The organism is Chelativorans intermedius (assembly GCF_025398255.1).
GTDB lineage: Bacteria > Pseudomonadota > Alphaproteobacteria > Rhizobiales > Rhizobiaceae > Chelativorans > Chelativorans intermedius.
The window spans coordinates 12,121-35,294 of sequence record NZ_JAODNW010000008.1; the positions used below are offsets into that span (position 1 = coordinate 12,121).

The window sequence follows — 23,174 nt, forward strand, 5'->3', positions numbered from 1 at the left end:
GCGCTGAGCTTTGGTCTTGAAGGGCGGGCGGGGTGTTGCCCCGTCCGCCGCCCTGCACTCTGGCCCTGGAAAACGCATGATTGTCTCCCTGCGCGGCGCGCTGGCGCTTTTCGTTGGTGCTGTCCTGTTCTGTGTCCCTGCACGGACGGAGCCGCAGGCCAGCGAGGCCGGGGGAGCAGTTCTGGTGCGCCTCGTCACGACAGGACACTATGACGAGGCGCGCCGGCTGCTGCGCCGGCAGGTTGCCGGACGCCCGGATGCCGCCCTTCACATCGCCCATCTGGAGGGTGTCATTAAGGTCCACGAGGAAGACCTTGCCGGTGCCATCGCGATTTTCAGGGCCATTCTGGCGGCCGAACCGGACTTCCTGCCCTCCCGCGTCGAGCTCGCGCGCACGCTTTTCCGCGCCGGCGATATGGAGGCCTCCACATATCACTTCGAGGCCATCGCCCGTGGCAGCGGCGACCCCGCGCTTCAGCGCTTCGCCGCCCGCTATCTCGAAAACATCGACAGTGCCCGCACCCATGGCTACTCTTTCTACGTGTCGCTCCTGCCGTCCACCAATGTGAACAAGGGAAGCGGCAAGCACACCTTCAAGGCAGGCGGGTTGGTCTTCACGATCGACGAGGAGTCCCGCGAAGCCAGCGGCATCGGCGCAGCCGTCGGTGCGGACGCCTTCAAGACCTTTCGTCTCGGCCCTTCCACCGCGGTGACGGCGAGCGCCGCCGTCAACGTCAAGAAATACAAGGACACGACGCGCTACGACGAGGCCAGCCTCGGGGGCAATCTCGCCCTGTCGCGCAGGATGGGCCGGGTGACGGCGGCGGTCGGTCCGACATTCGAGTATCGCTGGTCGGGGTGGGAGCCCTATCTGGTGCGTTACGGCCTTACTGCCGGGGCCCGCGTGCTTGTGGGGCAGCGCAACATGGTGGGCATCACGCTCACGGCTCTGCTGCAGGACTATGTGGATCGGGACTATCGGGACGGCAGCAGGGTTGCCGGCAATCTGAGCCTTCGCCGGCTGATGTCGCCGTCCCTGAGCTTCACCGCCGCCATCGGCTTCGACGCGGAGCGGACACACAGGCCCCATCTCGACCACAACGACCTTGTGGCGCGACTGCAGGTGGACAAGGAGTGGCGCGGCGGCCTGATGACTTCCCTTTTCACCTCCTATGAAAACCATCGCTATCTGGCGACGTTCCTCGCCACGGATTTTCGCCGCCGGGACGACAAGTTCTCCGTCGGCGTCAGCCTCGCTCATCGCCGCCTCTCCATTCAGGGCTTTGCACCCCAGATCACTTACGAATATTCGCGGCAGCGCTCCAACGTCGCCTTCTACGACTACCAGAGCCACGATGTCGGTCTCACGCTCACGCGCAAGTTCTGAAGCGGCAAGCGGAGGCGAAGAAAATCTTCAATGTGACTGGGACAAGGAGAGTACGGGAGAAGTCCAGCGCATCGGGTTGCTGACGCAGATCTGTATTCTTTCTGTTTAGACCGAGCATCGCGAAGAAAATCGTTGCACAATTCTCACGGGCTGCCCATACTGCGATTGAAACCGCAGGTAGGGGTGTCGGTGCTGACCGGCGAGGGGCTTTGGAACTCAATGAGAATCGGTTGATCCGCGCGATTGACGATTGCTACGAGGCGATCGTCGAGCCTGAGAAATGGCCCGATGCGCTGCAGTCCCTTGCCGGGGCTGCGGGCGCTGACTGCGCCATGTTCTATCCCAAGGACGTGAATCAGGATGCCTTGCGGGTTCCCTCGTCGCGCTCCTATGCAGAACTTCTCGAACATTATGTCCAGGGTGGCTGGTACCAGAACCACTACCGTGCCGAGCGCGGCTGGCCCCTGATGCGCTCGCGTCGCTTCGTTCTGGAGCAGCATCTGTCAACCGAGGAGGAGCGCAGGACGCTGCGCCACTACAACGAGCTTTATCTTCGCTGGGGCTATCCAGGCTTCATCGCCATTCCCTTCGCCATCGACGGGCATTCCTGGTGCCTGCCGATGCTGCGGGGACAGGACCGCGGCTTCTTCACCGAGGAGGAGGGCGCGCGGCTGGCGGTCTTCGCGCCGCATTTCCGCAGGATGATGCTGCTTACGGCGCGTTTCTCCTGGCAGCGGGCAGGCGGCGGGCTGGAATCTCTTGAAAAGATCGACAAGGCGGCCCTGGTGCTCGACTGGCAGGGGCGCGTTCGCGACCTCAACGCAAAGGCACGGGCGCTTCTGGCCAGGGCGGCCGACGCGTTGTTTCTGAATGGTGGAGGGCATCTGCATGCCGTTCAGCCCGACAGCGAAAACCGACTCCAGGCGCTGTTTGCGCTGCTGCAGAGCCGCGACAGGCGCGACCGCCGCCTGAAGGAGGCCCATCCCGTGCGCATGGAGCGGCCGGGCCACCGCCCGCTTCTCGTGGAGGCGGTGTCGTTGGAGGGGATGGTTCCCTTTCTTTCCGCAGCGCGGTCGCTTCTCCTGATCACCGATCTTGGGGAAAGGCCGGTGCCGGTCGCCCGCCAGCTTCGCGTCCTGCTGCAGCTCACCCCGGCGGAGGCGGAGCTGTGCGTCGAGCTTGCTTCGGGCAGGACATTGGCCGAGGCGGCCGAGCGCCTGCGCATCACCGCGGGCACGGCGCGCCAGCGCCTGAAGGACATCTTCCACAAGACCGGAACGCACAGGCAGTCCGAGCTGGTGGCGCTCCTGTTGCGGCTGCCCTCGGTGGGAGGAGCACCTGACCGTCCTGGCTGGGCCGCATCGGTGGCACGGGGAGGAACAAAGGATGGAACTTGGATGGAGGAATGATCCGGCCGCATTCCCGGCACCGCTGGCATCCGCGCTGGACCAGCTCTATTGCGCCGCTTTCGAGCCGGCACTTTGGCATGACGGCCTTGAGAGATTCTGCAAGGCGCTTGGCGCCTGTGCGGCGGTGACGTTCCCACGGATTGTGCCGGAGCACACCCTGTTTCTGCCCTATACGGAGGAGATGGGGGAATTCCTGCAGGCCTTTGTGAAGGAGGAGTGGCATAAGCGGGACCTGCGGGCTGAGCGGGGCTGGCCGCTGGTCGATGCCGGCTGTCCCGTGCTACTGGAACAGGACATCATCACCCCTGAAGATCATCGGCGGGAAGCGCTGTACCAAGACTTTTCCCTGCGTTACGGCCTGCTGTGGTGGGCCGGCATCACCTTCGAGTCGCTGGAGCGCCAATATGCGCTCGCGCTGTATCGCCGCGATGATGAAGAACCTTTCTGCGAGGACGATCGTCGCCTTTTTCTGCGTCTGCGAAGCAGCCTGTCGCGGGCGCTCACCATGGCCGAACAGGTGGCGACCTTGGCCGGACGCGGCGGCCTCGAAGCGCTGGAGTCCCTCGATCGGGGAGGCATTCTCGTCGATGCACGGGGCCGCGTGATTGCCTTGAACCGGCGGGCGGAGCGGCTGCTGGGCGATGTCATATCCGTTGTCCACGGCCGGCTTGCAGCCCGCAATCCTGAAGACGATCGGGCCTTGCAGATCCTGATCGGGCAGACATTGCTTCACGGACCGCGCGAAGAGGGTGGCGTGATCCTGCGCCGGATGCTGCGTCGCCCGGTCTGCGTGGATGCGCTGCCTGTTCCTGCCGACGCCGGCCCTCCATTTCTCTTCGGCAGGGCGCTTCTTGTGTTCATCGACCTTGAGGGCAGGCCGGTGCCGCGCGATCATGTCCTGATGCACCTTTTCAGGCTTACGCGGAGCGAGACCGCTTTGTGCGTCGAGCTTGCTTCGGGCAGGACATTGGCCAAGGCGGCCGAGCGCCTGCGCATCACCGCGGGCACGGCGCGCCAGCGCCTGAAGGACATCTTCCACAAGACTGGAACGCACAGGCAGTCCGAGCTGGTGGCGCTCCTGTCGCGGCTTCCGGGGTCCGATCGCAACGGGGCGGATTTCTGATGGCGGGCCTTTGAGCCGGACATCGGGAGCATGGCCGACCGGCTGCATCGGCGGGCAGCATCACCGCGCGCTGACTTCTCTATAAACGGCATGAGGCGCACATTGCGGGCAACACGGGAGGTGCCCATGCCTACGGAAAATGCCCTGCAGTTCAACGATCTGGCCGCCATGTACGAGGACATGGCCCAATGGCCTTTCCGCCGTGACATCGAGATTCCAAGCGTCATGGAGGTGTTGGGGGACGTGCGCGGAAAGGCCGTGCTCGACTTCGGTTGCGGTACCGGCATGTATGCCCGCTGGCTCAAGCAGCGCGGCGCCGGCAGGACCGTCGGCTACGACCCGACGGAGGGAATGCTGAACTATGCGCGCCGCCGGGCCGAGAAGGAGGGGTTCGACATCGCCTTCACCGCCCGGCTCGGGCCGGAGCTGGCCGGCCAGTTCGACATCGTGCTGTCCGTCTATGTGCTGCCCTATGCCTCCACATGGGCGGAGCTGCAGGCGATGTGCGGCGAGATGGTGGGCCTGCTGCGTCCCGGCGGGCGTCTGGTGGCGCTGCCCGTCCACCCGCGCTATGAGCCCGCGCCCGGTTACTACAGCCACTATGGATTTCGCCTGATTGCCGAGAATCCACAGGCGCCCTACCGCGATGGCGGGGCGATCAGGCTTGAGCTCGATCATGGAGGGTATCAGGGCGCGGTCACGGCCTGGTACTGGTCGGCGGAGACGCTGGAGAAGGCGCTGCGCGAAGCAGGACTGCGCACCGTCCACTGGCACGACCCCCACAGCCCGGCCCATCCCGACCCGCAGACGGCGCCCAAGGTGCTGCGCGCCTATCTCGAAAAGCCGCATGCAGCCATCGTGGAAGGCGAGCGGGGATAGGACCGATGGCCTTGGCCACGCACGGCGGTGTCGTCTCGCGCCCGCCCCATGCCGGCGGGCCGGAGCGGCTGGCATTCATCGACGAGCACGAGTGGGATGCGCTGGTCAGCGACGAAAACTTCTACAACAGCTACCGCTGGCTCGCCTCTCTCGACCTCGCCTTCGGTCCGGCCGAGGTGCTGACGGTGCGCGGATCCGGCGGGCTGCTGGCCGCCTGTCCCCTGAGCGAGGGGGATTCCTCATCGCCCATGTTTTCCCTGCCGCACCTCATGCAGGGCGTCGCCGGACCTTGGGGGGAGGATTTCCTGTGGCTGGGGGGCCGCCGCAACACGCACAACGAGCTCCCCTGTATCGCCGGCGCGTCGAGAAGGCAGGCGCTCCAGGCTTTGGGCGACAGCATCGTGCAGCACACGCGCCGCCGCGGCCTGGCCGGCTTCGTGATGCCCTATATGCCCTATCGGGCGGCGCTGGAGTTCGCCGAGGCCGTACAGGGCACCGTGGTCTTGCATTCTGCGCAGGCGGTGCGGCTCGTGCCGCCCGGCGGTCTGGCCGGCGCCATGGCGCAGTGGAACAGCCATGACCGGCACCAGTGCGCCAAGGAGATGGAGATGTTCCGGCAGTTCGGAAACCGCGTCGAATGGGTGCCGGCCGAAGCGCTGGACGACCAGCTTGCCGCCGATCTGATCGCCCAGACCCGGGCCCGCCACGGAAGCCGGCAGGGCCGCGCCTGGATGCTGAGGATATTGCATGCGCAGCGACGGGCAGGCGTGATGCGCTGCGGCGTCGCCGCGCTCGCCCGGCGCGCGGAAGGGGTCACGGCCCTCATCATCGTCTATCGTTTCGGCAGAGCGTTGCACATGCGCTATTTCGGGGCCGACTACGCCTATGAGGAGGACGACCGCAGATATTTCGTCCTTTGCTACTATGAGACGCTCGACTATGCGGCGGCTCAGGGACTGAAGGTGTTGCGGCTTTCGACCGATGCCCTGCGCGCCAAGGTCAACCGCGGCGCCAGGCTCGAGCCGCAGGCCCTTGTGGTGCGGTGCGTGGAACGGTCGCGCATCGCGCGGGCAGCCGTCCGCCGGCACAACCGCGCGTTTCTCGAACACTACCGCAAGACGTTCTCGGGGCACCTCGTCCCCGACTGGGACCTTCTGGAATCCGAAACGGCCTGATGGAGAGGAGAGGGAGAGATGCTGCATCTCGTCTATACGTTCCGCCCCACCGCCCACGCCCGCACCAACCTGCAGGCTTTCTGGCGCTGGATCGGCGAGCGGGAAGCCTGGTTCTATGACGGGCTCGACATGGCGCGCGATTCGCGCTGGTATGTGCGCACTATCGGCCAGGATGTACACGCGCTGGAGCACTTCATCGCCTTCGAGGACGAGGCTGCATGGGGTGCCTATCGCCGCGAGGTGGCCCGCCGCTCGCGGGATGCCGCCTGGGAGAGGCGGCGCGTCGAGCAGGATCTGTGGTGGGAGATCACGGAGGCGCGGCTGCTCAACGATGCGCCGGTGAAGCGGCCGACCGCGGGAGGGCACCATGGCTGATCTGCCGTCTTCTGCCCAGCGCGCCACGCTGCTGATGACGAGCGCCCGGTTCATCACCCTGGCCACGGCCGATACCGGCGGCCGCCCTTGGGCCTCCACCGTCAATTATGTGCTTCTCCGCACCGCACCGTTGCGGCTGGTCTGGTACTCGATGCGGCGGGCACAGCACTCGCGCAACATCGAGACAGGCTCCGAGGTCACCGGCTCGATCTTTCGCACCGATCTCGCCGCGGAACAGTCCCCCGTCGGCCTCGACGGACTGCAGCTCGCGGGCAGCGCCCGCGCCATTCCCGAGCCGGAGGCTGCCGGCGTGCACGCGGAATACTACCGGCGAAACTTCCCGGACGAGACGGTTCGCAGGCAATGGATGCTGCCGCTTGCCGAGTTCACGGATACCGGCCCACGCCGCTTCTACGAGCTGACGGTGGAGCGCCTCTGGCTGCTCGACCTCGCCCGCTGGCTGGAGGACAAGGTGGACGCCCGCCTGGAGATCGAAAACCCGCAAGCCCTCCTCACCCCCGCTCCATAACAGCCTCCTCCCGCGCAGCGGGCAGGGGCGGGTGCCCGACCTGAGACATAGGTGACGATTTGTACCGGAGATATGGGCAACACTTTTGGCTTTTGGCCGGAGGTGTTGATGCCGTGGAGAGAGTGCTCGGTGATGGATGAACGTCTACGCTTTGTGTCCCGCCTTCTGGAGGGAGAGGGCATGCTGGAGGGAGAGGGCATGAGATGGTGGGCGATGAGAGACTCGAACTCCCGACATCCTCGGTGTAAACGAGGCGCTCTACCAGCTGAGCTAATCGCCCGTGCCAAGGCCAGCCTTCGGACCCGTCCGTTTAGGCCCTTCGCCGTGCAATCGCAAGAAGAAATCGCCCGGCAGGGCTGCCACGCCCTGCGGACAGATTCCCCCCTCAAAGGTTTCTCAACCCGCTTGACAGGCACACGCGAAGCGCCTAAGTGACCGCCACGACACCGCCGCGGTGTCGTCCCAAGCGCGGGTGTAGCTCAGTTGGTTAGAGTGCCGGCCTGTCACGCCGGAGGTCGCGGGTTCGAGCCCCGTCACTCGCGCCATTTTCAATCCCTGGTTGAAAATGTGGAGATTTGCCGAAGCCGGCCGCGAAATGCGGCAGGGCCGGCAAGCGCCGTTGCGGCGTCTCGGCTGCCGCGTCACGCCGCGCGCGCGGCGGCAAGCTGCGGCGCAAGGCCGCCATTGGGCACCACCTCCACCTCCGCAAGCCCCAGCCAGCCTGCCATCTCGTGAAGTGCGGCCAGAAGCGCCTCCGCCGTATGCGCCGGTGCTGCCGCCTCCGCATGGGCGGCCTGCACGCGCAGGCGGCCGGCCTGCCGATCGGCCTTGAGGTCGACGCGGGTGACGATGCGCTCGCCAAGCAGGAAGGGCAGGACGTAGTAGCCGTGCACCCGTTTCTGCGCCGGTGTATAGATCTCGATCCGGTAGCGGAAGTCGAACAGCCGTTCGGCGCGCCCGCGCTCCCATACGAGCGGGTCGAAGGGGGCGAGCAGCGCCCGTGCGCGCACCCTGCGCGGCAGGCGCGCATCGCGGTGCAGATAGGCCTGCTGCGGCCAGCCCTCCACGCGCACGGGTTCGAGCACGCCTTCCTCCACAAGCTCGGCGATGCGCGGGTGGCAGTCGCCCGGCGGCAGGCGGAAATAGTCGCGCAGGTCGCGCGCCGTGGCAACGCCGAGGGCGCGCGCGGCAATCTCGACCAAGGCGCGCTGGGCATCTTCCGGCCGTGGGGTGGGGGTGGCCAGCACGGCCGGCGGCAGCACCCGTTCGGGCAGGTCGTAGAGCCGCTCGAAGCTGGGCCGGCGCGAATGGGTGGTGATGTGGCCCGCCCAGAACAGCCATTCCAGCGCATGCTTGACCTCGCTCCACGCCCACCAGCCGCTGGTGCCGGTGTGCCCGTCGATGTCGGAGGCGGCAAGCGGGCCGCGCCGTTCCACCTCGCCCAGCACCGTCTCGATGAAGGCGCGGCGCTCCCGCCCGAACGCGGCAAGCCGGCCATAGATGCCTTCGCCCGCCTCCGCGCGCGCCATGCGCCAGCGCAGCAGCGGCTGCGTCTCCACCGGCAGGAGCGATGCCTCGTGCGCCCAATACTCGAACAGGGCGCGCGGGCGGCGCCAGGCGGCCCGTTCCAGAAGGGCGGCGGGGTAGGGGCCGATGCGCGAGAAGAGCGGCATGTAGTGGGCCCGCGTGAGGACATTCACCGAGTCGATCTGGAACAGGCCGGTGCGCGAAAGCACCCGCGCCAGGTGGCGCCTGGTAATGGCGCCGCGCGGCGCGGGGTCTGCGAAGCCCTGCGCGGCAAGGGCAATTCGCCGCACCTGTCGCCGCGTCAGCTTCTCCCCCCGTGTCATCTGCATCCTCTCGGCGTCAACGCTGCCTGCCGGCGCCAAGGCTAGCGGCTCGGCCCGCCGCCTGCCACCCGTTTTGCTGCCGGCGGCCGTCCCTGCTGACAGATCGTTGGCAGAGGGGGTTCAAGCGGCGCTTCCCGGCGCTTAACTGATTGGAGGCCGCCCGGCCCTCCCGCAGTGCCTGGGGCCGGCGTGCCGGATCGGGGTTTGCCCTGTTTTTGCCAATGTTTGACTTGCTTCCCCTGACCGGCTGCGCTAACCCTCGCCGCGTTGCAGCATGGGCTTTGCCGCGCTGCGGGCCACGAGGTGCCGGCGGCCAGGCGACATGCCCCAGTACGGAGCCCCGCGCCGCGCGGGCAACGGAAAGTCGGACCATGAACGATCTCTTGAGTTCATATCTACCCATCGTCATCTTTCTGGCCGTGGCGCTCGGCGTCTGCCTTGCGCTGGTCGTTGCCCCCTTCATCCTGGCCTTCCGCAACCCCGACCCGGAGAAGCTGTCGGCCTATGAGTGCGGCTTCAACGCCTTCGACGATGCGCGCATGAAGTTCGATGTGCGCTTCTACCTGGTGGCCATCCTGTTCATCATCTTCGATCTCGAAGTGGCGTTCCTGTTCCCCTGGGCGGTGTCCTTCGGCGAGATCGGCTGGCTCGGCTTCTGGTCGATGATGGTGTTCCTGGGCGTGTTGACCATCGGCTTCATCTACGAATGGAAGAAGGGAGCGCTGGAATGGGATTGAACGACACCCTCGTCGCCCCCCAGCCCAAGGGGCTGATCGACCCGCGCACGGGCAATCCGGTGGGCCAGGACGACCCGTTCTATGGCGCGGTGAACGAAGAGCTGTCCGACAAGGGCTTCCTCGTCACCTCCTCCGAGGCGCTGATCACCTGGGCGCGCACCGGCTCGCTGATGTGGATGACCTTCGGGCTCGCCTGCTGCGCGGTAGAGATGATGCACGTCTCCATGCCGCGCTATGATGCCGAGCGTTTCGGCATCGCCCCGCGCGCCAGCCCGCGCCAGTCCGACGTCATGATCGTGGCCGGCACGCTCACCAACAAGATGGCGCCGGCGCTCAGGAAGGTCTACGACCAGATGCCCGAGCCGCGCTATGTCATCTCCATGGGCTCCTGCGCCAATGGCGGCGGCTATTACCACTATTCCTATTCGGTGGTGCGCGGGTGCGACCGCATCGTGCCGGTCGACATTTACGTGCCCGGCTGCCCGCCCACGGCCGAGGCCCTGCTTTACGGCATTCTTCTGCTGCAGAAGAAGATTCGCCGCGAAGGCACCATCGAGCGCTAGGAGGCAGGCGTGAGCGAAGCCCTGAAAGACCTTGCCGCCTACATCACCGAGAAGCTGGACGCGCAGATCCAGGACGCCATGGTGGCGCATGGCGAGCTGACGCTGTTCGTGGAGTCCGGCGACATCGTCGATGTGCTCACCTTCCTGCGCGACGACGTGCAGTGCCAGTTCTTCGCCTTCATCGACATTTCGGGCGTCGACTATCCGGCGCGCGAGAAGCGCTTCGATGTGGTCTACCACCTCCTGTCCCCGCGCCAGAACCAGCGCATTCGCGTCAAGGTGGCAACGGACGAGGACACGCCGGTGCCCTCGGTGGTGGAGGTGTTTCCGGCGGCCGAGTGGTACGAGCGCGAGGTCTACGACCTCTACGGCGTGCTGTTCACCGGCCACCCGGACCTGCGCCGCATCCTCACCGATTACGGCTTCGAGGGCCATCCGCTGAGAAAGGATTTTCCCCTCTCCGGCTTTGTCCAGGTGCGCTACGACGACGACGCCAAGCGGGTGATCTACGAGCCGGTGGACCTGCGCCAGGAGTTCCGCAACTTCGATTTCCTGTCGCCCTGGGAAGGAACGGAATACGTGCTGCCGGGCGATGAGAAGGCTGGAAAGAGCGAGTAGGGAATGGCGAATAGCGAATAGGGGCTTCGTGTTTGTCGGTCAGTTCATATCGGGATCTTCGGGTTTGGCAATTGGCCATGGACTTGGCAGTTGATTGCTACGAAATCACGCATTCCTTTCCGAAAGAAGAACTGTACGGCATGACGAGTCAGATAAGGCGGGCAGCCGCATCGGTGGCGGCCAATGTCGCGGAAGGACATGGCAGGGAAAACACGGGGTCTTTTGTTCAGTTTCTGCGCGTGTCGCAGGGGTCGCTCAAGGAGCTTGAGACCTATCTGCTGCTGGCATCGCGGCTTGAGTTGATTGATGAGGCGAGGACGCAGAACCTGCTGGGCGCAACGGAAGAGATCGGGAAGATGATCAGGTCAATGATCAGAAGGCTGCAGGAAAGGATGGCGTGATGCGCTGGTTCGCTATTCGCTATTCGCTATTCGCTATTCGCTTCTGCACCGAAAGGAAGGTGTCGCGTGCCTGAGACATCCGTCCGCAACTTCAACATCAACTTCGGCCCGCAGCATCCCGCGGCGCATGGCGTTTTGCGGCTCGTGCTCGAGCTTGACGGAGAGGTCGTGGAGCGCGTCGATCCGCATATCGGGCTTCTGCATCGCGGCACCGAGAAGCTGATCGAGCACAAGACCTATCTGCAGGCCGTGCCCTATTTCGACCGGCTCGACTATGTCGCGCCGATGAACCAGGAGCATGCCTTCGCGCTTGCCGTCGAGCGGCTTCTGGGCATCGAGGTGCCGATTCGCGGGCAGTTGATCCGCGTGCTTTATTCCGAGATCGGCCGCATCCTGAACCACCTGCTGAACATCACCACCCAGGCGTTGGACGTCGGCGCGCTCACCCCGCCGCTGTGGGGCTTCGAAGAGCGCGAGAAGCTGATGGTCTTCTACGAGCGCGCCTCCGGCTCGCGCATGCACGCGGCCTATTTCCGCCCCGGCGGCGTGCATCAGGACCTGCCGGAGAAGCTGGTGGAGGACATCGGCAAGTGGATCGACCCGTTCCTCAAGACGGTGGCCGATCTCGACGAGCTCCTGACCGAGAACCGCATCTTCAAGCAGCGCAATGTCGACATCGGCGTCGTCAAGCTGGAAGATGCCTGGGCATGGGGCTTTTCCGGCGTGATGGTGCGCGGCTCGGGCGCGGCGTGGGACCTGCGCAAGAGCCAGCCCTACGAGTGCTATCCGCAGCTCGATTTCGACATCCCGGTGGGCAAGAACGGCGACAATTACGACCGCTATCTCATCCGCATGGAGGAGATGCGTCAGTCGGCCAGGATTATGCGCCAGTGCGTGGAGCGCCTGCTGGGCGAGAACCGCAACGGCCCGGTTTCCAACACTTCGGCCAAGATCGTGCCGCCCAAGCGCGGCGAGATGAAGCGCTCCATGGAGGCGCTCATCCACCACTTCAAGCTCTACACCGAGGGCTATCACGTGCCGGCGGGCGAGGTGTATGCCGCTGTGGAGGCGCCCAAGGGCGAGTTCGGCGTCTATCTCGTCTCCGACGGCACCAACAAGCCCTACCGCTGCAAGCTGCGCGCGCCGGGCTTCGCCCATCTCCAGGCGATGGACTTCCTGTGCCGCGGTCACATGCTGGCAGACGTTGCCGCCGTGCTCGGCTCCCTCGACATCGTGTTTGGTGAGGTAGACAGATAATGTCAGTCCGCCGTCTCGCAGACGAAGCCGTCCAGCCCGCCTCCTTCGCCTTCTCGCGCGCCAACGAGGCGGAGGCAAAGCGCTGGATCAAGAAGTATCCCAAGGGGCGGCAGCATTCCGCGGTCATCCCGCTGCTCATGCTCGCGCAGGAGCAGGAGGGCTGGGTCACGCGGGCGGCCATCGAGCATGTGGCCCGCATGCTGGACATGCCGCTCATCCGCGTGCTTGAGGTGGCGACCTTCTACACCCAGTTCCAGCTCGCCCCGGTGGGCACGCGCGCCCATGTGCAGGTGTGCGGAACCACGCCGTGCATGTTGCGGGGGGCTGGCGAGCTCATCGAGGTCTGCAAGCGCAGGATCCATCCCGAGCCTTTCCATACCAATGAGGCGGGCACGCTGTCCTGGGAGGAGGTGGAGTGCCAGGGCGCCTGCGTGAACGCGCCCATGGTCATGATCTTCAAGGACACCTACGAGGATCTGACGCCCCAGCGCCTGGAAGAGATCATCGACGCCTTCGAGGCAGGCAAGGGCGACACCATCGAGCCTGGCCCGCAGATCGACCGCTTCACCTCCGCGCCGGCCTCCGGCCTCACCACGCTGACGGACGAAAGCGCCATCATCCGCTTCCCCGCACGCGGCAGGCAGCAGGCGGGCTCGGGCGCCCGGGCCGCCTCTTCCGGCAAGGCGGCCGCGCCGAAGGCCGCCGCATCGCCCGCCGCCGACGAGAAGAACAGGCCGCAGGGCATCGAGCGCCCGGAAAGGCCGGATGATCTGAAGCTCATTTCCGGCGTCGGCCCCAAGATCGAGGGCATCCTCAACGATCTGGGCATTTATACCTATGCACAGATCGCCAGGTGGAAGAAGGCGGAGCGCGAGTGGGTGGATACCTACCTGCGCTTCAAGGGTCGCATCGAGCGCGAGGACTGGGTGGCCCAGGCCAAGGCGCTCGCCAAGGGCGGCGTTGCCGAATACGAACGCGTCTTCGGCAAGAAGCCGCGCTGAGGAGACCGAACATGGCCGCAGTCACCAACGATCTGATCCATGAGGCGCTCAGGCCCATACGGGGGTGCTGGGGCAACATCGAGCGTGGGCTGGGCGCGGTGAACAACCGGCTGTTCCCGCTTTCGGCGCGCTTGCGCGGCCTTTCCCCGGAGACGGACGCGGCGCATACGGACATCGCCAACATCAACCATTCCTCGGGACGCATGGACGGGCGGATGAGCCGGATCGGGCGCCGCATCGACATTGTGGACGAAACAGCGGAGTAGGGCCGTGCTGTCGGACAAGGACCGCATTTTCACCAATATCTACGGCCATTTCGACCGGTCTCTGAAGGGGGCCATGGCGCGCGGCCATTGGGATGGCACCAAGGCGATCCTCGAGAAGGGCCGCGACTGGATCATCAACGAGATGAAGGCGTCGGGGCTGCGCGGGCGCGGCGGTGCCGGCTTCCCGACGGGGCTGAAGTGGTCCTTCATGCCCAAGGAAAGCGATGGGCGTCCGCATTATCTGGTCGTCAATGCGGACGAGTCGGAGCCTGGCACCTGCAAGGATCGCGACATCATGCGTCACGATCCGCACACGCTGATCGAAGGCTGCCTCGTGGCCGGCTTCGCCATGGGCGCGCACACGGCCTATATCTATGTGCGCGGCGAGTTCATCCGCGAGCGCGAGGCGCTGCAAAGGGCCATCGACGAGTGCTACGAGGCGGGCCTTCTGGGCAAGAACAACAAGCACGGCTGGGATATGGACGTCTTCGTCCATCACGGCGCCGGCGCCTATATCTGCGGCGAGGAGACGGCCCTCCTGGAAAGCCTGGAGGGCAAGAAGGGTCAGCCGCGGCTGAAGCCCCCATTCCCGGCCAATGTGGGTCTCTATGGCTGCCCGACCACGGTCAACAACGTGGAGTCGATCGCCGTGGCTCCCACCATCCTGCGCCGCGGCGCGGCCTGGTTTTCCTCCTTCGGGCGGGAGAACAACAAGGGCACCAAGCTCTTCTGCATCTCCGGCCATGTGGAAAACCCGTGCACGGTGGAAGAGGAGATGTCGATTCCCTTCCGCGAGCTGATCGAGCGCCATTGCGGCGGCATTCGCGGCGGCTGGGACAACCTGCTGGCCGTCATTCCCGGCGGCTCCTCGGTGCCGCTGGTGCCGGCCGAGCAGATCATCGACACGCCGATGGATTTCGACGCGCTGAGGGAGCTGAAATCGGGCCTCGGCACGGCCGCCGTCATCGTCATGGACAAGTCCACCGACATCGTGAAGGCGATTGCCAGGCTCTCCTATTTCTACAAGCACGAAAGCTGCGGCCAGTGCACACCCTGCCGCGAGGGCACGGGCTGGATGTGGCGCGTCATGGAGCGGCTGGTGCGCGGCGAGGCGCGGCGCGAGGAAATCGACATGCTCCTCGACGTCACCAAGCAGGTGGAGGGCCACACCATCTGCGCGCTGGGTGATGCGGCGGCCTGGCCGATCCAGGGTCTCATCCGCCACTTCCGCCCGGAGATCGAGCGGCGCATCGACGAATTTACCCGCAATGCCCACCGCGCGCAGCCCGCGCTCGTGGCAGCGGAGTAGGGAGAAATGGATGCAAGCCAACCGGACATCGTCGTCCGCGTCATCACGCATCATTGAGGGCAGCCATGGCTAGACTGAAAGTCGACGGCATCGAAGTCGAGGTTCCCGACCACTACACGCTGCTGCAGGCGGCGGAGGAGGCGGGGGCCGAGATTCCGCGTTTCTGCTTCCATGAGCGGCTGTCCGTTGCCGGCAATTGCCGCATGTGCCTCGTGGAGGTGAAGGGCGGACCGCCGAAGCCCGCCGCTTCCTGTGCCATGGGCGTGCGCGACCTGCGCCCCGGGCCCAATGGCGAGCTGCCGGAAATCTTCACCAAGACGCCGATGGTCAAGAAGGCGCGCGAGGGGGTGATGGAGTTCCTGCTCATCAACCACCCGCTCGACTGCCCCATCTGCGATCAGGGCGGCGAGTGCGACCTGCAGGACCAGGCGATGGCCTATGGCGTCGACTCCTCGCGCTTCCACGAGAACAAGCGCGCCGTGGAGGACAAGTACATCGGCCCGCTGGTCAAGACCATCATGACGCGCTGCATCCACTGCACGCGCTGTGTGCGTTTCACCACGGAGGTTGCGGGCATTTCCGAGCTCGGCGCTACGGGCCGCGGCGAGGACATGGAGATCACCACCTATCTGGAGCAGGCCATGACGTCCGAGCTCCAGGGCAACGTCATCGACCTGTGTCCCGTCGGCGCGCTCACCTCCAAGCCCTATGCCTTCCAGGCGCGGCCGTGGGAGCTATCCAAGACCCAGTCCATCGACGTGATGGACGCCGTGGGCTCGGCCATCCGGGTGGATGCGCGCGGCCGCGAGGTGATGCGCATTCTGCCGCGCGTCAACGAGGCCGTGAACGAGGAGTGGATCTCCGACAAGACGCGCTTCATCTGGGACGGCCTGCGCACCCAGCGTCTCGACCGGCCGTATGTACGCCGGGACGGGCGCCTCCAGCCTGCCACCTGGAGCGAGGCGTTCGAGGCGGTTGCCGCCGCCGTTGCCGGCGCGCAGCCGGACAGGATCGGCGCCATCGCCGGCGATCTGGCCGGCGTCGAGGAGATGTATGCGCTCAAGGCGCTGATGCGCTCGCTGGGCTCGCCCAACATCGACTGCCGGCAGGATGGCGCTGCGCTCGATCCCGCGCTCGGCCGGGCAAGCTACCTCTTCAACCCCACCATCGAGGGCATTGAGGAGGCAGACGCGCTTCTCATCGTTGGCGCCAATCCGCGCTTGGAGGCCGCCGTGCTCAACGCGCGCATCCGCAAGCGCTGGCGCATGGGCACCTTCCCCATCGGCGTGATCGGCGAGCAGGCGGATCTGCGCTACGACTACCAGCATCTGGGCACAGGCCCCGAGACGCTGGCCGAGCTTGCCGGGGGCAAGGGCAGCTTCTTCTCCGTTCTGAAGAAGGCCAGGCGCCCGATGGTTCTCCTCGGCCAGGGTGCGCTGGCGCGCCCGGACGGGCGTGCGGTGCTGGCCCATGCGGCCCGCCTGGCGGAGGCCGTCGGGGCTGTCGACGCTCAGTGGAACGGCTTTGCCGTGCTGCACACCGCCGCCGCCCGTGTGGGCGGTCTCGACATCGGCTTCGTGCCGCAGGAGGGCGGAAAGGATGTCGCCGGCATGATGGGCGCGATGGATGTTCTTTTCCTGCTTGGCGCCGACGAGATCGACATGAGCGCCATCGGGGATGCCTTCACCGTCTATATCGGCACCCATGGCGATGCCGGCGCCCATCGCGCCGATGTCATCCTGCCGGGGGCGGCCTACACGGAGAAGTCGGCAACCTATGTCAACACGGAAGGCCGCGTGCAGATGACCTTCCGCGCCGGCTTCGCGCCGGGCGACGCCCGCGAGGACTGGGCCATCCTGCGCGCGCTCTCCGACGTTCTGGGCCACAGGCTTCCCTTCGACTCGCTTGCCGCGCTCAGGGCGAAGCTCTATGAGGAGCATCCGCATCTGGCCGCCGTCGATGCCATCGCGCCCGGCGATCCGAAGGATGTCGTGGCCCTGGCCGGGCTCGGCGGGCGGCTTCGCAAGGCACCCTTCGCCTCGCCGGTGAAGGACTTCTATCTCACCAATCCCATCGCCCGCGCCTCGGCGGTGATGGCCGAGTGCTCGGCTCTGGCGCGCGGCGAATTGAAACAGGCGGCCGAGTAGGGACGGGACCATGGAAACGTTCTTCACAGCCTACGTGCTTCCGGGCCTCACCATTCTGCTGCAGTCGGTCGTGCTGATCGTCGCGCTGCTCATTTTCGTGGCCTATCTGCTCTATGCGGATCGCAAGGTCTGGGCGGCCGTGCAGCTTCGCCGCGGGCCCAATGTGGTGGGCCCCTGGGGGCTGCTGCAGGCTTTTGCCGACCTCTTCAAGTTCGTCTTCAAGGAGCCGGTCATCCCCTCGGGTGCCAACAAGGGCGTGTTCCTTCTGGCGCCGCTGGTGGCCGCCACGCTGGCCATCGCCTCCTGGGCGGTAATCCCGGTGAACGAGGGTTGGGCGATCGCCGACATCAATGTCGGCATCCTCTATGTCTTCGCCATTGCCTCGCTGGAGGTCTATGGCGTCATCATGGGTGGCTGGGCGTCGAACTCGAAATATCCCTTCCTCGGCGCTCTGCGGTCGGCGGCGCAGATGGTCTCCTACGAGGTTTCCATCGGCTTCGTCATTGTCACCGTGCTGCTTGCCGTCGGTTCGCTCAATCTCACCGACATCGTGCTGTCGCAGCGCGATGGCCTCGGCACCATGCTCGGCCTGCCCAATTCCTTCCTGGATTGGCACTGGCTGGCCCTGTTCCCGATGTTCATCATCTTCTTCATCTCGGCGCTCGCCGAGACCAACCGCCCGCCTTTCGACCTGGTGGAAGCGGAGTCGGAGCTCGTGGCCGGTCACATGATCGAGTATTCCTCGACGCCGTTCCTGCTCTTCTTCCTGGGCGAGTACGTGGCCATCGTGCTCATGTGCGCCCTCACCACCATCCTGTTCCTGGGAGGCTGGCTGCCGCCTTTCGACTTTGCGCCCTTCACCTGGCTGCCGGGGGTTTTCTGGTTCGTGCTCAAGGTGGTGCTGGTCTTCTTCATGTTCGCCCTGGTCAAGGCGTTCCTGCCGCGCTACCGCTACGACCAGCTCATGCGGCTTGGCTGGAAGGTGTTCCTGCCCATCTCGCTGTTCATGGTGGCGGCCACTGCGGCGTTCCTGAAGTTCACGGGCCTGGCATGAGGAACCTCGTGCCCAGCCCCTCCACCCCTGCCGGAGAATGACGATGTCAGCTCTCGCTCAAGCCGCAAAAAGCCTTCTTCTCAAGGAGTTCGTGGGCGCCGTCCTCCTGTCGATGCGCCAGTTCTTCGCGCCGAAATACACGATCAACTACCCACATGAGAAGGGGCCGATCAGTCCGCGCTTCCGCGGCGAGCACGCGCTCAGGCGCTACCCCAATGGCGAGGAGCGCTGCATCGCCTGCAAGCTGTGCGAGGCGATCTGCCCCGCCCAGGCGATCACCATCGAGGCGGGTCCGCGCCGCAACGACGGCACGCGCCGCACCGTGCGCTACGACATCGACATGGTGAAGTGCATCTATTGCGGCTTCTGCCAGGAGGCGTGCCCGGTGGATGCCATCGTGGAGGGGCCGAACTTCGAGTTCGCGACGGAAACGCGCGAGGAGCTCTACTACGACAAGCAGAAGCTTCTGGCCAACGGCGACCGGTGGGAGCGCGAGCTTGCCCGCAACATCGCTTTGGATGCGCCCTATCGGTAGGCGCTGAGGGAGTGGACGAGGAGAGGGCGCTCGTCTAAGAGCAAACCGCCCGCCGATGGCGGGCAAAATCGGGCCGGAGCGGCCGTTCCGGCCAGGCAAACTGTCGAGGGAATCGATGCTGACAGGACTCGGGGCGATCTTCTTCTATATCTTCGCCTTCATTGCGGTTGCGGCGGCCTTCATGGTCATCTCCGCGCGCAACCCCGTTCATTCGGTTCTCTACCTGATCGTCACCTTCTTCAACGCTGCCGCGCTCTTCCTGCTCACCGGCGCGGAGTTTCTGTCGATGATCATGCTCATCGTCTATGTCGGCGCGGTGGCGGTGCTCTTCCTCTTCGTGGTCATGATGCTCGACGTCGATTTCGCCGAGCTCAAGCAGGGCGCGCTGCAATACGCGCCCATCGGCGCCACGGTGGGCATCATCCTGGCCGTCGAGCTGGTGGTGGTGCTGGGCGGCTATGCCTTCTCGCCGGAGATCGCAAGCCAGGTGGCGCGGCCGGCGCCGCCCGTGGCCGAGCGCCACAACACCGCCGCCCTGGGCGACATTCTCTACACGGATTACATCTTCTTCTTCCAGATTGCGGGCCTCGTGCTTCTGGTGGCCATGATCGGCGCCATCGTGCTGACCCTGCGCCACAAGGCCAACGTCAAGCGCCAGAACATTGCTGCCCAGGTGGCGCGCACGCCGGCGACGGCCATCGAGATCCGCAAGGTGGAAACGGGCGAGGGGATCTGACCATGGAAGTCGGCATCGCGCACTATCTCACGGTTTCGGCGATCCTGTTCACGCTCGGCGTGTTCGGCATTTTCCTGAACCGCAAGAACGTCATCATCATCCTGATGTCGGTCGAGCTGATCCTGCTCGCCGTCAACCTCAATTTCATCGCCTTCTCTGCGGTGCTCGGGGATCTGGTGGGCCAGGTCTTCGCGCTGTTCGTTCTCACCGTTGCCGCGGCCGAGGCCGCCATCGGCCTTGCCATCCTGGTGGTCTTCTTCCGCAACCGCGGGTCCATCGCGGTCGAAGACATCAACATGATGAAAGGCTGAAGAGGGGACCTTCATGTATCAAGCGATCGTTTTCCTCCCCCTTGTGGGCTTCCTGATTGCTGGGCTCTTCGGCCGCAACATCGGCGCCAGGGGGTGCGAGTACATCACCTCCGGGCTGGTGGTGGTCGCCGGCATCCTGTCGTGGATCGCCTTCTTCTCCGTGGCGCTGGGCGATGGCGAGGCCTTCACCGTGCCGGTGCTGCGCTTCATCGCCTCCGGCGGCCTCGATGTCGACTGGGCGCTCAGGATCGACACGCTCACCGTGGTGATGCTGGTGGTCGTCAACACGGTCTCCGCGCTGGTGCACATCTATTCGATCGGCTACATGCACCACGATCCGCACCGGCCGCGCTTCTTCGCCTATCTGTCGCTCTTCACCTTCGCCATGCTGATGCTGGTGACGGCGGACAATCTGGTGCAGATGTTCTTCGGCTGGGAGGGCGTGGGCCTCGCTTCCTACCTGCTCATCGGCTTCTGGTACAAGAAGCCCTCCGCCAATGCCGCCGCCATGAAGGCGTTCATCGTCAACCGCGTCGGCGATTTCGGCTTCGCGCTCGGCATTTTCGGCGTCTTCGCGCTGTTCGGCTCGGTCGGCTTCGACACCATCTTCGCCAACGCGGCCTCCTTCCTGCCGGCCGAAGGCGAGGCGGTGGAGCCTGTGCTCACCTTCCTGGGCTATGCGCTCAGCCCCCAGTCGGCGCTCACGGTGGTCTGCCTGCTCCTGTTCATGGGCGCCATGGGCAAGTCGGCGCAGGTGCCGCTGCACACCTGGCTTCCCGACGCCATGGAGGGCCCCACGCCCGTCTCCGCCCTCATCCACGCCGCGACCATGGTCACGGCGGGTGTCTTCATGGTGGCGCGGCTTTCGCCGCTGTTCGAGCTGTCGGCCACCGCGCTTGCCGTGGTCACGGCGGTGGGCGCGTTCACCGCCTTCTTCGCCGCCACCGTCGGCCTGGTGCAGAACGACATCAAGCGCGTCATCGCCTATTCCACCTGTTCGCAGCTCGGCTACATGTTCGTGGCGCTGGGCACCGGCTTCTACAGTGCCGCCATCTTCCATCTTTTCACCCACGCCTTCTTCAAGGCGCTGCTCTTCCTCGGGGCGGGTTCCGTCATCCACGCCGTCTCGGACGAGCAGGACATGCGCAAGATGGGCGGCCTGCGTCGGCACATCCCGCAGACCTACTGGATGATGATCATCGGCACGCTGGCGCTGACGGGCGTCGGCATTCCCGGCACCATCCTCGGCACGGCCGGCTTCTTCTCCAAGGATGCCATCATCGAGGGCGCCTTCGTCGCCCACAATGCGGTGGCTCCGATCGCCTTCACGCTGCTGGTGGTGGCGGCTGCCTTCACCAGCTTCTATTCCTGGCGGCTCATCTTCATGACGTTCCATGGCAAGCCGCGTGCCTCTGCCGATGTCATGCACCACGTGCACGAGTCGCCCTATGTCATGCTCGTGCCGCTGTTCCTGCTTGCGCTGGGCGCCGTCCTTGCCGGCGTCGTCTTCCACGAGTTCTTCGTCGGCCACGACTATGAGCACTTCTGGAAGGGCGCGCTGTTCACGCTGCCGGACAACCGGATCCTCGAGGAGTTTCACCACGTGCCGCTGTGGGTGAAGCTGTCGCCTTTCGTGGCCATGCTGCTCGGTCTTCTCGTCGCCTGGCAGTTCTACATCCGCTCGCCGGAGAGCCCGAAGGTGCTCGCCAGCAGGCAGCGCTTGCTCTATGCCTTCCTGCTCAACAAGTGGTATTTCGACGAGATCTACGACTTCCTTTTCGTCCGACCCGCCAAGCGCCTGGGCCGCTTCCTCTGGAAGAAGGGTGACGGCTGGCTGATCGACGGCTTTGGTCCCGACGGCATCTCGGCGCGGGTGATCGACGTTACCAACCGCGTGATCAAGATGCAGACGGGCTATCTCTACCACTATGCCTTCGCGATGCTGATCGGCGTCGCAGCCCTCGTGACCTGGATGATGCTGGGGAGCAGTTTCTGATGACCGACTGGCCGATTCTTTCCACGGTCACCTTCCTGCCGCTGGTCGGCGCCTTTCTCATCCTGATGATCCGGGATGAGGGGGCCGCCGCGCGCCGCAACATTCGCAACGTGGCGCTGCTGACGACCGTTTTCACCTTCATCCTGTCGCTGTTCGTGTGGATCGGCTTCGATCCCTCCGTGCCTGGCTTCCAGATGGTGGAGAAGCACGAGTGGCTGGACTCCGGCATCTCCTATCACATGGGGGTGGACGGCATTTCGGTGCTGTTCGTCATCCTCACCACCTTCCTGATGCCTTTCTGCATCCTGGCGAGCTGGGAGGCCATCCAGGATCGCGTCAAGGCGTACATGATCGCCTTCCTGATCCTGGAGACGCTGATGATCGGCGTCTTCTGCGCGCTCGATCTGGTGCTCTTCTACGTCTTCTTCGAGGGCGGCCTCATCCCGATGTTCATCATCATCGGTGTGTGGGGGGGCAAGCGGCGCGTCTATGCCAGCTTCAAGTTCTTTCTCTACACGCTGGCCGGCTCCGTGCTCATGCTTCTGGCCATGATGGCCATGTTCTGGCAGGCCGGCACGACCGACATTCCCACCCTGCTCACCCATGTCTTCCCGTCGGGCATGCAATACTGGCTGTGGCTTGCCTTCTTCGCTTCCTTCGCGGTGAAGATGCCCATGTGGCCGGTGCACACCTGGCTGCCGGATGCCCACGTGGAGGCGCCGACGGCGGGTTCCGTCATCCTGGCCGGCATCCTGTTGAAGATGGGCGGCTATGGCTTCCTGCGCTTCTCCCTGCCCATGTTCCCCGTCGCCTCCATGGACCTGGCGCCCCTCGTCTTCACGCTTTCCGTGGTGGCCATCATCTACACCTCGCTGGTGGCGATGATGCAGGAGGACATGAAGAAGCTGATCGCCTATTCCTCCGTCGCCCACATGGGATTTGTCACCATGGGCATCTTCGCGCTCAATCAGCAGGGCATCCAGGGCGCTATCTTCCAGATGATCTCGCACGGTCTCGTCTCCGGCGCGCTGTTCCTGTGCGTCGGCGTCGTCTATGACCGTATGCACACGCGCGAGATCGCCGCCTATGGCGGGCTCGTCAACAACATGCCCAAATATGCCGTCGCCTTCATGGTCTTCACCATGGCCAATGTGGGCCTTCCCGGTACCAGCGGCTTCGTGGGCGAGTTTTTGACGCTTCTTGCCGTCTTCCAGGTCAACACCTGGGTGGCCTTCTTCGCCACCACGGGTGTCATCCTCTCGGCGGCCTATGCGCTGTGGCTCTACAGGCGTGTCATCTTCGGCGCGCTCACCAAGGAGAGCCTCAAGGCGCTCTCGGACCTTTCGATGCGCGAGAAGGCCATTCTCTATCCGCTCGTTGCCCTGGTCATCTTCTTCGGTGTCTATCCGGCGCCGCTGCTCGATGCCACGGCCGCCTCGGTGCAGGCGCTCGTCGACCAGGTGAGCATGTCGCTCGAAATGGCCCAGGCCGCTGCGGCCGCCAACTGAACGGGAAC

23 protein-coding genes and 2 tRNA genes are annotated in these 23,174 nt (G+C 65.2%); 23 read left to right on the plus strand and 2 right to left on the minus strand.

Annotated features, from left to right (window positions below):
* Positions 1 to 76 precede the first annotated feature (76 nt).
* From NYR58_RS08025 to NYR58_RS08055, 7 genes are all read left to right on the plus strand, one after another.
* On the plus strand, positions 77 to 1,387 hold the full coding sequence (locus NYR58_RS08025; RefSeq protein ID WP_261519984.1) for a surface lipoprotein assembly modifier: 1,311 nt from the start codon (positions 77 to 79) through the stop codon (positions 1,385 to 1,387).
* Between the two features lie 230 nt (positions 1,388 to 1,617).
* Entirely contained in the window at positions 1,618 to 2,796 is a 1,179-nt protein-coding gene (locus NYR58_RS08030) for a helix-turn-helix transcriptional regulator (RefSeq protein WP_261519985.1), read from the plus strand.
* A complete protein-coding gene (locus NYR58_RS08035) occupies positions 2,774 to 3,919 on the plus strand; it encodes a helix-turn-helix transcriptional regulator (protein WP_261519986.1) in 1,146 nt (381 codons plus the stop codon). Before NYR58_RS08030 ends, NYR58_RS08035 begins: the two co-directional genes overlap by 23 nt.
* Before the next feature lie 126 nt (positions 3,920 to 4,045).
* On the plus strand, positions 4,046 to 4,798 hold the full coding sequence (locus NYR58_RS08040; protein WP_261519988.1) for a class I SAM-dependent methyltransferase: 753 nt from the start codon (positions 4,046 to 4,048) through the stop codon (positions 4,796 to 4,798).
* Positions 4,799 to 4,803: 5 nt separating this feature from the next.
* Positions 4,804 to 5,973 carry a peptidogalycan biosysnthesis protein gene (locus tag NYR58_RS08045; protein ID WP_261519989.1) on the plus strand — a complete coding sequence of 390 codons (1,170 nt, stop codon included), beginning with the start codon at positions 4,804 to 4,806 and terminating at the stop codon, positions 5,971 to 5,973.
* Between the two features lie 18 nt (positions 5,974 to 5,991).
* Positions 5,992 to 6,348 (plus strand): hypothetical protein, encoded by a 357-nt coding sequence (locus NYR58_RS08050; RefSeq protein ID WP_261519990.1) that lies wholly within the window; start codon positions 5,992 to 5,994, stop codon positions 6,346 to 6,348.
* Positions 6,341 to 6,877 carry a pyridoxamine 5'-phosphate oxidase family protein gene (locus NYR58_RS08055; RefSeq protein WP_261519991.1) on the plus strand — a complete coding sequence of 179 codons (537 nt, stop codon included), beginning with the start codon at positions 6,341 to 6,343 and terminating at the stop codon, positions 6,875 to 6,877. The genes NYR58_RS08050 and NYR58_RS08055 overlap by 8 nt, the downstream gene beginning before the upstream one ends.
* A gap of 204 nt (positions 6,878 to 7,081) precedes the next feature.
* Here NYR58_RS08055 and NYR58_RS08060 read toward each other — a convergent pair.
* Positions 7,082 to 7,157, minus strand: a tRNA-Val gene (locus NYR58_RS08060).
* Between the two features lie 188 nt (positions 7,158 to 7,345).
* Here NYR58_RS08060 and NYR58_RS08065 point away from each other — a divergent pair.
* A tRNA-Asp gene (locus tag NYR58_RS08065) sits at positions 7,346 to 7,422 on the plus strand.
* Positions 7,423 to 7,518: 96 nt separating this feature from the next.
* Here the strand turns inward: NYR58_RS08065 and NYR58_RS08070 are convergent.
* The gene (locus NYR58_RS08070; RefSeq protein ID WP_261519992.1) at positions 7,519 to 8,727 is read right to left on the minus strand and encodes a winged helix-turn-helix domain-containing protein; all 1,209 of its coding nucleotides are present in this window, start codon (positions 8,725 to 8,727) and stop codon (positions 7,519 to 7,521) included.
* A 371-nt stretch (positions 8,728 to 9,098) separates the two neighbouring features.
* Here NYR58_RS08070 and NYR58_RS08075 point away from each other — a divergent pair, with 371 nt between their 5' ends.
* The 15 genes from NYR58_RS08075 to NYR58_RS08145 all read left to right on the plus strand — a co-directional run bounded on the left by NYR58_RS08075 (position 9,099) and on the right by NYR58_RS08145 (position 23,166).
* Positions 9,099 to 9,464, plus strand: coding sequence for an NADH-quinone oxidoreductase subunit A (locus tag NYR58_RS08075; protein ID WP_261519993.1), 366 nt, complete (start codon positions 9,099 to 9,101; stop codon positions 9,462 to 9,464).
* On the plus strand, positions 9,455 to 10,027 hold the full coding sequence (locus NYR58_RS08080) for a NuoB/complex I 20 kDa subunit family protein (protein WP_261519994.1): 573 nt from the start codon (positions 9,455 to 9,457) through the stop codon (positions 10,025 to 10,027). The genes NYR58_RS08075 and NYR58_RS08080 overlap by 10 nt, the downstream gene beginning before the upstream one ends.
* A 9-nt stretch (positions 10,028 to 10,036) precedes the next feature.
* On the plus strand, positions 10,037 to 10,645 hold the full coding sequence (locus NYR58_RS08085; RefSeq protein ID WP_261519995.1) for an NADH-quinone oxidoreductase subunit C: 609 nt from the start codon (positions 10,037 to 10,039) through the stop codon (positions 10,643 to 10,645).
* Positions 10,646 to 10,677: 32 nt separating this feature from the next.
* Positions 10,678 to 11,046 (plus strand): four helix bundle protein, encoded by a 369-nt coding sequence (locus NYR58_RS08090; RefSeq protein ID WP_261519996.1) that lies wholly within the window; start codon positions 10,678 to 10,680, stop codon positions 11,044 to 11,046.
* A gap of 66 nt (positions 11,047 to 11,112) precedes the next feature.
* A complete protein-coding gene (locus NYR58_RS08095; protein WP_261519997.1) occupies positions 11,113 to 12,303 on the plus strand; it encodes an NADH-quinone oxidoreductase subunit D in 1,191 nt (396 codons plus the stop codon).
* Positions 12,303 to 13,304, plus strand: coding sequence for an NADH-quinone oxidoreductase subunit NuoE (gene nuoE / locus NYR58_RS08100; protein ID WP_261519998.1), 1,002 nt, complete (start codon positions 12,303 to 12,305; stop codon positions 13,302 to 13,304). Before NYR58_RS08095 ends, nuoE begins: the two co-directional genes overlap by 1 nt.
* 11 nt (positions 13,305 to 13,315) lie before the next feature.
* The gene (locus NYR58_RS08105; protein WP_261519999.1) at positions 13,316 to 13,570 is read left to right on the plus strand and encodes a hypothetical protein; all 255 of its coding nucleotides are present in this window, start codon (positions 13,316 to 13,318) and stop codon (positions 13,568 to 13,570) included.
* Between the two features lie 4 nt (positions 13,571 to 13,574).
* Positions 13,575 to 14,879: an NADH-quinone oxidoreductase subunit NuoF gene (gene nuoF, locus NYR58_RS08110; protein ID WP_261520000.1), complete on the plus strand. Its 1,305-nt coding sequence runs from the start codon at positions 13,575 to 13,577 to the stop codon at positions 14,877 to 14,879.
* 65 nt (positions 14,880 to 14,944) lie between these two features.
* The gene (nuoG, locus tag NYR58_RS08115; protein ID WP_261520001.1) at positions 14,945 to 17,026 is read left to right on the plus strand and encodes an NADH-quinone oxidoreductase subunit NuoG; all 2,082 of its coding nucleotides are present in this window, start codon (positions 14,945 to 14,947) and stop codon (positions 17,024 to 17,026) included.
* Between the two features lie 10 nt (positions 17,027 to 17,036).
* Complete coding sequence (gene nuoH / locus NYR58_RS08120; protein ID WP_261520002.1) at positions 17,037 to 18,080, plus strand: NADH-quinone oxidoreductase subunit NuoH; 1,044 nt, start codon at positions 17,037 to 17,039, stop codon at positions 18,078 to 18,080.
* Positions 18,081 to 18,123: 43 nt separating this feature from the next.
* Positions 18,124 to 18,615: an NADH-quinone oxidoreductase subunit NuoI gene (gene nuoI, locus NYR58_RS08125; protein ID WP_261520003.1), complete on the plus strand. Its 492-nt coding sequence runs from the start codon at positions 18,124 to 18,126 to the stop codon at positions 18,613 to 18,615.
* 115 nt (positions 18,616 to 18,730) lie between these two features.
* Positions 18,731 to 19,351 carry an NADH-quinone oxidoreductase subunit J gene (locus tag NYR58_RS08130; RefSeq protein ID WP_261520004.1) on the plus strand — a complete coding sequence of 207 codons (621 nt, stop codon included), beginning with the start codon at positions 18,731 to 18,733 and terminating at the stop codon, positions 19,349 to 19,351.
* A gap of 2 nt (positions 19,352 to 19,353) precedes the next feature.
* Positions 19,354 to 19,662: an NADH-quinone oxidoreductase subunit NuoK gene (gene nuoK, locus NYR58_RS08135; protein ID WP_159586338.1), complete on the plus strand. Its 309-nt coding sequence runs from the start codon at positions 19,354 to 19,356 to the stop codon at positions 19,660 to 19,662.
* 13 nt (positions 19,663 to 19,675) lie between these two features.
* The gene (gene nuoL, locus NYR58_RS08140) at positions 19,676 to 21,658 is read left to right on the plus strand and encodes an NADH-quinone oxidoreductase subunit L (protein WP_261520007.1); all 1,983 of its coding nucleotides are present in this window, start codon (positions 19,676 to 19,678) and stop codon (positions 21,656 to 21,658) included.
* On the plus strand, positions 21,658 to 23,166 hold the full coding sequence (locus NYR58_RS08145; RefSeq protein ID WP_261520008.1) for an NADH-quinone oxidoreductase subunit M: 1,509 nt from the start codon (positions 21,658 to 21,660) through the stop codon (positions 23,164 to 23,166). The genes nuoL and NYR58_RS08145 overlap by 1 nt, the downstream gene beginning before the upstream one ends.
* Positions 23,167 to 23,174 lie beyond the last annotated feature (8 nt).

Coding starts and splice junctions, on each gene's coding strand:
- NYR58_RS08025 (WP_261519984.1), top strand. CDS start 77: ATGATTGTCTCCCTGCGCGGCGCGCTGGCGCTTTTCGTTGGTGCTGTC.
- NYR58_RS08035 (WP_261519986.1), top strand. CDS start 2,774: ATGGAACTTGGATGGAGGAATGATCCGGCCGCATTCCCGGCACCGCTG.
- NYR58_RS08040 (WP_261519988.1), top strand. CDS start 4,046: ATGCCTACGGAAAATGCCCTGCAGTTCAACGATCTGGCCGCCATGTAC.
- NYR58_RS08045 (WP_261519989.1), top strand. CDS start 4,804: ATGGCCTTGGCCACGCACGGCGGTGTCGTCTCGCGCCCGCCCCATGCC.
- NYR58_RS08050 (WP_261519990.1), top strand. CDS start 5,992: ATGCTGCATCTCGTCTATACGTTCCGCCCCACCGCCCACGCCCGCACC.
- NYR58_RS08055 (WP_261519991.1), top strand. CDS start 6,341: ATGGCTGATCTGCCGTCTTCTGCCCAGCGCGCCACGCTGCTGATGACG.
- NYR58_RS08070 (WP_261519992.1), bottom strand. CDS start 8,727: ATGACACGGGGGGAGAAGCTGACGCGGCGACAGGTGCGGCGAATTGCC.
- NYR58_RS08075 (WP_261519993.1), top strand. CDS start 9,099: ATGAACGATCTCTTGAGTTCATATCTACCCATCGTCATCTTTCTGGCC.
- NYR58_RS08080 (WP_261519994.1), top strand. CDS start 9,455: ATGGGATTGAACGACACCCTCGTCGCCCCCCAGCCCAAGGGGCTGATC.
- nuoE (WP_261519998.1), top strand. CDS start 12,303: ATGTCAGTCCGCCGTCTCGCAGACGAAGCCGTCCAGCCCGCCTCCTTC.
- NYR58_RS08105 (WP_261519999.1), top strand. CDS start 13,316: ATGGCCGCAGTCACCAACGATCTGATCCATGAGGCGCTCAGGCCCATA.
- nuoG (WP_261520001.1), top strand. CDS start 14,945: ATGGCTAGACTGAAAGTCGACGGCATCGAAGTCGAGGTTCCCGACCAC.
- nuoH (WP_261520002.1), top strand. CDS start 17,037: ATGGAAACGTTCTTCACAGCCTACGTGCTTCCGGGCCTCACCATTCTG.
- nuoI (WP_261520003.1), top strand. CDS start 18,124: ATGTCAGCTCTCGCTCAAGCCGCAAAAAGCCTTCTTCTCAAGGAGTTC.
- NYR58_RS08130 (WP_261520004.1), top strand. CDS start 18,731: ATGCTGACAGGACTCGGGGCGATCTTCTTCTATATCTTCGCCTTCATT.
- nuoK (WP_159586338.1), top strand. CDS start 19,354: ATGGAAGTCGGCATCGCGCACTATCTCACGGTTTCGGCGATCCTGTTC.
- nuoL (WP_261520007.1), top strand. CDS start 19,676: ATGTATCAAGCGATCGTTTTCCTCCCCCTTGTGGGCTTCCTGATTGCT.
- NYR58_RS08145 (WP_261520008.1), top strand. CDS start 21,658: ATGACCGACTGGCCGATTCTTTCCACGGTCACCTTCCTGCCGCTGGTC.